General features: G+C 60.7%; 3 protein-coding genes. All 3 read right to left on the reverse strand.

All coding sequences use genetic code 11. The features are described 5' to 3' along the window. A partial coding sequence (locus tag QF819_11055) for a DPP IV N-terminal domain-containing protein (protein MDP6803688.1) occupies positions 1 to 2,868 on the reverse strand: 2,868 nt, incomplete at its 3' end. Positions 2,869 to 2,897: 29 nt separating this feature from the next. Beyond that, positions 2,898 to 3,707, reverse strand: coding sequence for an inositol monophosphatase family protein (locus tag QF819_11060; protein ID MDP6803689.1), 810 nt, complete (start codon positions 3,705 to 3,707; stop codon positions 2,898 to 2,900). A 98-nt stretch (positions 3,708 to 3,805) separates the two neighbouring features. Next, positions 3,806 to 5,530, reverse strand: a complete 1,725-nt coding sequence (locus QF819_11065) for a T9SS type A sorting domain-containing protein (GenBank protein ID MDP6803690.1) — start codon at positions 5,528 to 5,530, stop codon at positions 3,806 to 3,808. Between the last annotated feature and the right edge of the window lie 66 nt (positions 5,531 to 5,596).

Below are 5,596 nucleotides of genomic sequence, written 5' to 3' on the forward strand. Positions count from 1 at the left end.
CTTCAGCGCGAAATAGCCCAACCCGAGTCTCATCCCAAATCCGTATCCGGCCACAAGGTCGTGCAGCGCGCCATCGGTGACTCCACGGTAGTGCCGACTCCACGCGCTTCCAACATCCGCGAACAACGCCCCGTGAATGCCCCCCAGTCCGATCCGGAGGGGCCATCCCATGCGAATCGACTCCACCAGAGGAAACCGAAGTTCCAGATTCGTCAGAGCAACATGCCTTCCCGTTCGCTCCCCGTAATCCAGGCACCGCAGAGTCTCCGGGCCGCCGATGCGGAACACCTGCGGTGTCTCTCCATCGCTGACGCCCCCCACGAGGCGTACGGCAAATACCGTACTCTCCCATGGGGAAAAGTACCGCCGCCAGTCGAGGATGCCCGTGGTAAAGCGCACATCTCCAACCGTATGATCCACGGACAGTCTGGCGCGCGTCCCGTGAAGGGGACCGTGAAACCCGTACACCACGGTGTCCGTCACCCAGGCCACCTCCGGCCCGGCATACACAAGGACGCCTCCGTCCGTCTCCTCCGTCTCAAAGCTCCCGCCCGCCTGGAAACTCTGCGAAAAGACCCGACTACTGATGGTGCTGGCCTCCACCCCCAGTTCGAGGCGACTGAACTTGGAGAACGGTCGTGAGAGAAACCCGTAGGCACCCCGGTAGATCTGGCTTTGGAACTCGATCCGATCAGGAGCGGCAAACAAGCCAAAGTCGTTCCGGAACTGATAGAGGGTGACACCCCAGTTCGTGCGCTTCTTCAGGTTGTAGTAGCCGAGAAGAAGGTCCGAATCTTCGATCGACCCGTACACGGACACGCCTACCTGAATCGTGTGGTTGGACAGAATGTCGGAGAACGCAAGCCTCGCCTGCCCCGCAAACCCGACATTCGAAGCGAACACCGGAGACGCCGCGACGATGTCCGGCGACCAGCGAAGTCGATACGGTTCTACACGAAGGCTGTCCAGCGGCGGGAGAGTGTGAAGTGTCTCGTCGCGCACCGTCAGCACGCTCCACTCTTCCGAAGTGGCATCACCTGCCGATGGAAGCTCCGGACCGAACTGATCCGCGACCTCATTGCGCGGAGGAACCTGCGATGGCAGAGGAGTGAACAGTGGCTCCGGGTCAGGGGGAGGCACTGCCCCCAACGGAGTCATCTTCGAGAGCGGTTCTTCCATGGCAAAGAGATCCCACCCGCGTCCCTGAAAACAGGTGAACACCAGACGCTGACCATCCGGCGACCAGGAAAACGACGGGCTCGATTCGATCAGGCCGGTGACGCCGGTCCGGAGCCGGGTCAGACGATAGAGTCGTCCTGTGCCCCGCTCCTGAATGTACAGGTCAGAGACACCGTCCCGGTCGGACACGAAGGCCAGCGTCTTCCCCTCGGGACCCCATTGCGGGCAGATGTTCTTGCCTGACTGCCCCGGAAGAAGCTCGATCCTCCCCGTGGCCGGATCGAGAAGAGCAATCCGCGGGAAATCGAACACCAGGTGTTCCACATCGGTGCGGCCTCCCCGGTCCGTAACGAACGCGATCCGATCTCCCCGGGGCGACCACTGGGGATCCCGCGCCAGGTAGGGATCGTCGGTGAGAGGGGTGGTCTCCAGTGTGTCCAGGTTCACTTCGTAGAGATCCGACTTCCCGTTGCGAACCCCGGAGAACACGATGCGCTTTCCGGAGGGATGAAACGACGGAGAGTGCAGTGCGTCCAGGCCGGGGGCGATCGTCCGGGTGACTTTCCCCGACTCCACATCCAGAAGAACCAGCACATCCTGACCGCCGCGCTTCGACGGGAAGGCGATGGTCCGGCCATCGGGAGACCATCCAAGTGATGTGTAGAAGTAACGGAGCGACTCGAAGTCCGACGATCTCTCCCCCTCCACAAGCCGCCGGATGTCCTGCCCATCCAGCGCCGACGCCAGCATGATGTCCTTTGAGAAACGGCCATCCCGGATGTATACGAGCCGCTCGCCGTCGGGTGAGATCGACGGGGCAAGGCGGATTCCGTATTCTCTGTCGCTCCCGCTCAACCGACGCGCAGCGGTCTCCGCCCTGTCGAGGCGAGTCACTTCCGGATAGTACTCCCGCCGAACCGCGTCCTCCCACTCCCGTGTCAGCGTGGAAAGGCCCACGCCCAGCGTTTCCCGAAACCCCTTCTCGACCGACCGGTAGAAGATCGTCTTGCGAAGGAGCTCACCAATCTTCTCGTCACCGAATCGCTCCCCGAGGAATGCGAATACGGCCTGCCCAATCCGATAGACTCGAATGTCGGACACGCGCTCGAGCGCATCAAGAGGCACCAGCAACCCTTCCAGCGCGGTCCAGCGCAGCCACATCGCGGTATGGGGGTCCACCTCCCCACGAGCCAGATACTCGGCCATCCCCTCCATGAACCAGAGCGGAGGCTGGAAGGAAAACGGCGTCGCATCCCCGGCGGGATCGCCAAAGAGAAGATCGATCTGGAACGCATGGACCAGTTCGTGCGTCAGAACATGGTCGAACTCTCCGTATGATCCGGTAAACGGAAGAAACACCCGGCGTTTGCGGAACTCAGTGATTCCCCCGACGCCTTCCGGAATGAGTCCGGGAGTAATGTTCGTCTGCTGAAAGTCGGAGTGCGAGGCATAAACGATGACGGGGATTCGCTCGACTACATCATGCCGGAGGATTCTCGACAGTCGTACATACGCACGCTCCGCCATCCGCGCCGCCGCATGAGCGGACTCCTCCTCGCCTTCGTAGAAGTAGATGTCGAAGTGTTCGGTCGGAATGACGCTCCAGTGGAAGTCCCGGTAGACCACCTTGTTCTTCCCGAACTGAGCCGAAGCGCCCGATGCGCCGACTAGCAGAAGGGCCCCGGCCACGAGGAGCGCTCGCGAAGAAGACGACCTCCTCACGCCGATTCCAGACCGCCGGGCCTTCGCCCGTCAAGAAGCACTTCCCTCATTGCGGGAGCAATCCCTGTGGTGGACACGAGGAACTCGCTGCCGAAGACATCCCAGTCAGCCCCTGCGAAGTCGGTGATTACGGCGCCAGCCTCGGAAGCAATCACCCCTCCCGCAGCGACATCCCACGGGTGAAGCCTCATCTCCCAGAACCCGTCAAACCTCCCGCATCCGACATAGCACAGGTCGAGCGCCGCGCTTCCGAGTCTCCGAACCGCGCGCGCCTGTTTCACGAAGCTGGAGAAGTGATCGACATTGTTGGCGCTCGCCGTATGCACATCATAGGGAAAGCCCGTGACCAGAAGCGCTTCTGACAGGTCGGTCGCGGTCGACGCTTGAATCGGTCTTCCGTTCAGAAACGCACCCTGTCCACGCAACCCTGAGAAGGTCTCCCCCCGGCTCGGATCGTGGACCACCCCCGCCATCGGTACACCATCCTCCAGCACTCCGATCGAGACCGCCCAGATGGGCAACCCATGCGCGAAGTTCGTGGTTCCGTCCAGCGGGTCCACCACCCACAGCCTGCCCGGAGCGTTCCGCCCTCCCCGCCCGCCGCCCTCTTCCGCCAGAATGGCATCTTCAGGGAAGTGCTCCTGAATCCGCTGGAGAATCAGGCGTTCCGACGCGCGGTCAGCATCGGTCACGAGGTCGATCTTGCCCTTCTTCTCCACCGCAAACGGCCCCCCCACATACTGGAGGAGAAGTTCGCCTGCTTCCCGGGCGATCTCAAGCGCGACTTCCAGCAGTTCTCGACTCATGCAAAGGAAGCTAACACGGTGTGACGGCACATACGCGTCGAAAAAAAGGGCCGGCCCCCGAAGGAGCCGGCCCATGACGGTGAAACCGTCAGTCAGGTCTAGTTCAGCACCACAAGCTTCCGGGTCGCCGAGAAGTCCCCGGCCACCATCTTGTAGAAGTAGATGCCGCTGGAGACCTTCTCGTTGGAATCCGCACGCCCGTCCCAGGTCCGGGTGTAGGCATTCGGGTCCAGCGTCTCGTTGACCAGCGTACGCACCTTCTGACCGAGGATGTTGTAAACCTCGATCGTCACATGCTCCTTCGTGGGCACGCTGAACTTGATGTCCGTCGACTCGACGAACGGGTTCGGCGAGGACTGCGCAAGGTCGAACCCAAACGAGGTCACGACCGGCGCATCCGTACCACTGTTGGTACACGCCGCAGCCTCGAACACTTCCAGCCCGAAGTCGTTGACGAAGGTGTTCCGGAGGAAACAAGCCCGGTTATCCATCGTCAGGAAGGCCGAGATGTCAAAACCGCATGACACGGAGACCCCGGTCTTGCCAGGCAGAGTGTTCTTGGTGCACTTGATGACCGCCGCACGACCGTTGTCACCCGCGCCACCATCGGCGTAGGTCATGACAATCTCGTTGGTCGTTGCAGCAGGCGGGGCGGACAGGTAGATCCGGTCGAAGTTCCGAACGATGGGGCACTCCCCATACAGTCCGTACTTCATCCCTTCCTGCGAACTTCCGGCCACACCCTCAACATTCAGGATGCGCTCGTCGGTCCGGTCATCATTGGGATCTGTGAAGGACACACCCAGGTAGTCCACTGCGAACGCAGTGATCGAGTCGGCATCGCTGCCGCCGGTCCCCAGGTAGTAGAACAGGTTGTCCCCACAGATCAGGAGTTTCCCACCGTTCTCAAGGTAATTGCCCAGCTCGATGCGCGTGGTGTCAAACAGTGAGTAGGCATCAAAGCTACCCTGAAGCCAGATGAGGGCATCGTAGTAAGGATCCCCGACGGTGGTCATGTATCCGCCCGAGGTAGTATTCGGGCTGCCCACGGGCTCGTTCTGGATGTTGGAGCCTGCGCCCATGACATCGTACTTGTCATACTGCAGGCCCAGCGCATCCATTGCGAGTTCGACCATGTCCTCGGAACTGTCATACACCGGACTGTCGAAAGTTCCCTGGCCGGAACCGCCAGAGGGACTCCAGTCGGTGGAGTTCTCAAAGTCAAGGAAGCTCCGACCGAAGTCATCCACAATCAGATACTTCTGAAAGTTCTGGAGGTCATCCGTGTTGTCAAACGGAAGGACCGAGAACTCGAAGTAGCCAGGCTCAGCAGGATCGCTGGCTGCCGCGGGGAAGGTGGTGACATTGGCAAGGTCATCCGTAGCCGCCAGGTAATACTCGACCGTGGTGCCCACCACCCATTGGTTGTAGGTGAGGGGGTCTGTGTCGTTCCCCTCGATGATGGCCCGGTAAGTTCCCTCGTCAGAATAGGAGGTCGCATCCCGCTGACCGAGGTCCATCGTGATGGAAGCCCATGCGGACATGGGATCGTCTCCGCCGTTGTCATGGCGCCACCACAGGAGGACATTGCCCTCAGTAATCCCATCCATATCGTGGACATCCACGCTCAGCGAGTCATACGGGTCAAACTCGCGGATGTTGCCCGGATAGGTCCCCCCGATCCACATGTTCTGCTCCGAATTGGTCAGGAACGAGGTATGGGCAGGGTCTCCAAAGGCAAATGTGTCATCAAAGATATCAATACCGCGCGCCTCAAAGACCGTCGAGGTGGCGGAAAAGCTACCGAAAGACACATTGTCCACGAGGAACTGGACCGTCTTGTGCTTGCCCCAGGCCCACTAACCCGGCTTGGAGATATCCATGATCTC

The sequence above is a fragment of the Gemmatimonadota bacterium genome (genome assembly GCA_030747075.1).
Lineage (GTDB): Bacteria > ARS69 > ARS69 > ARS69 > ARS69 > ARS69.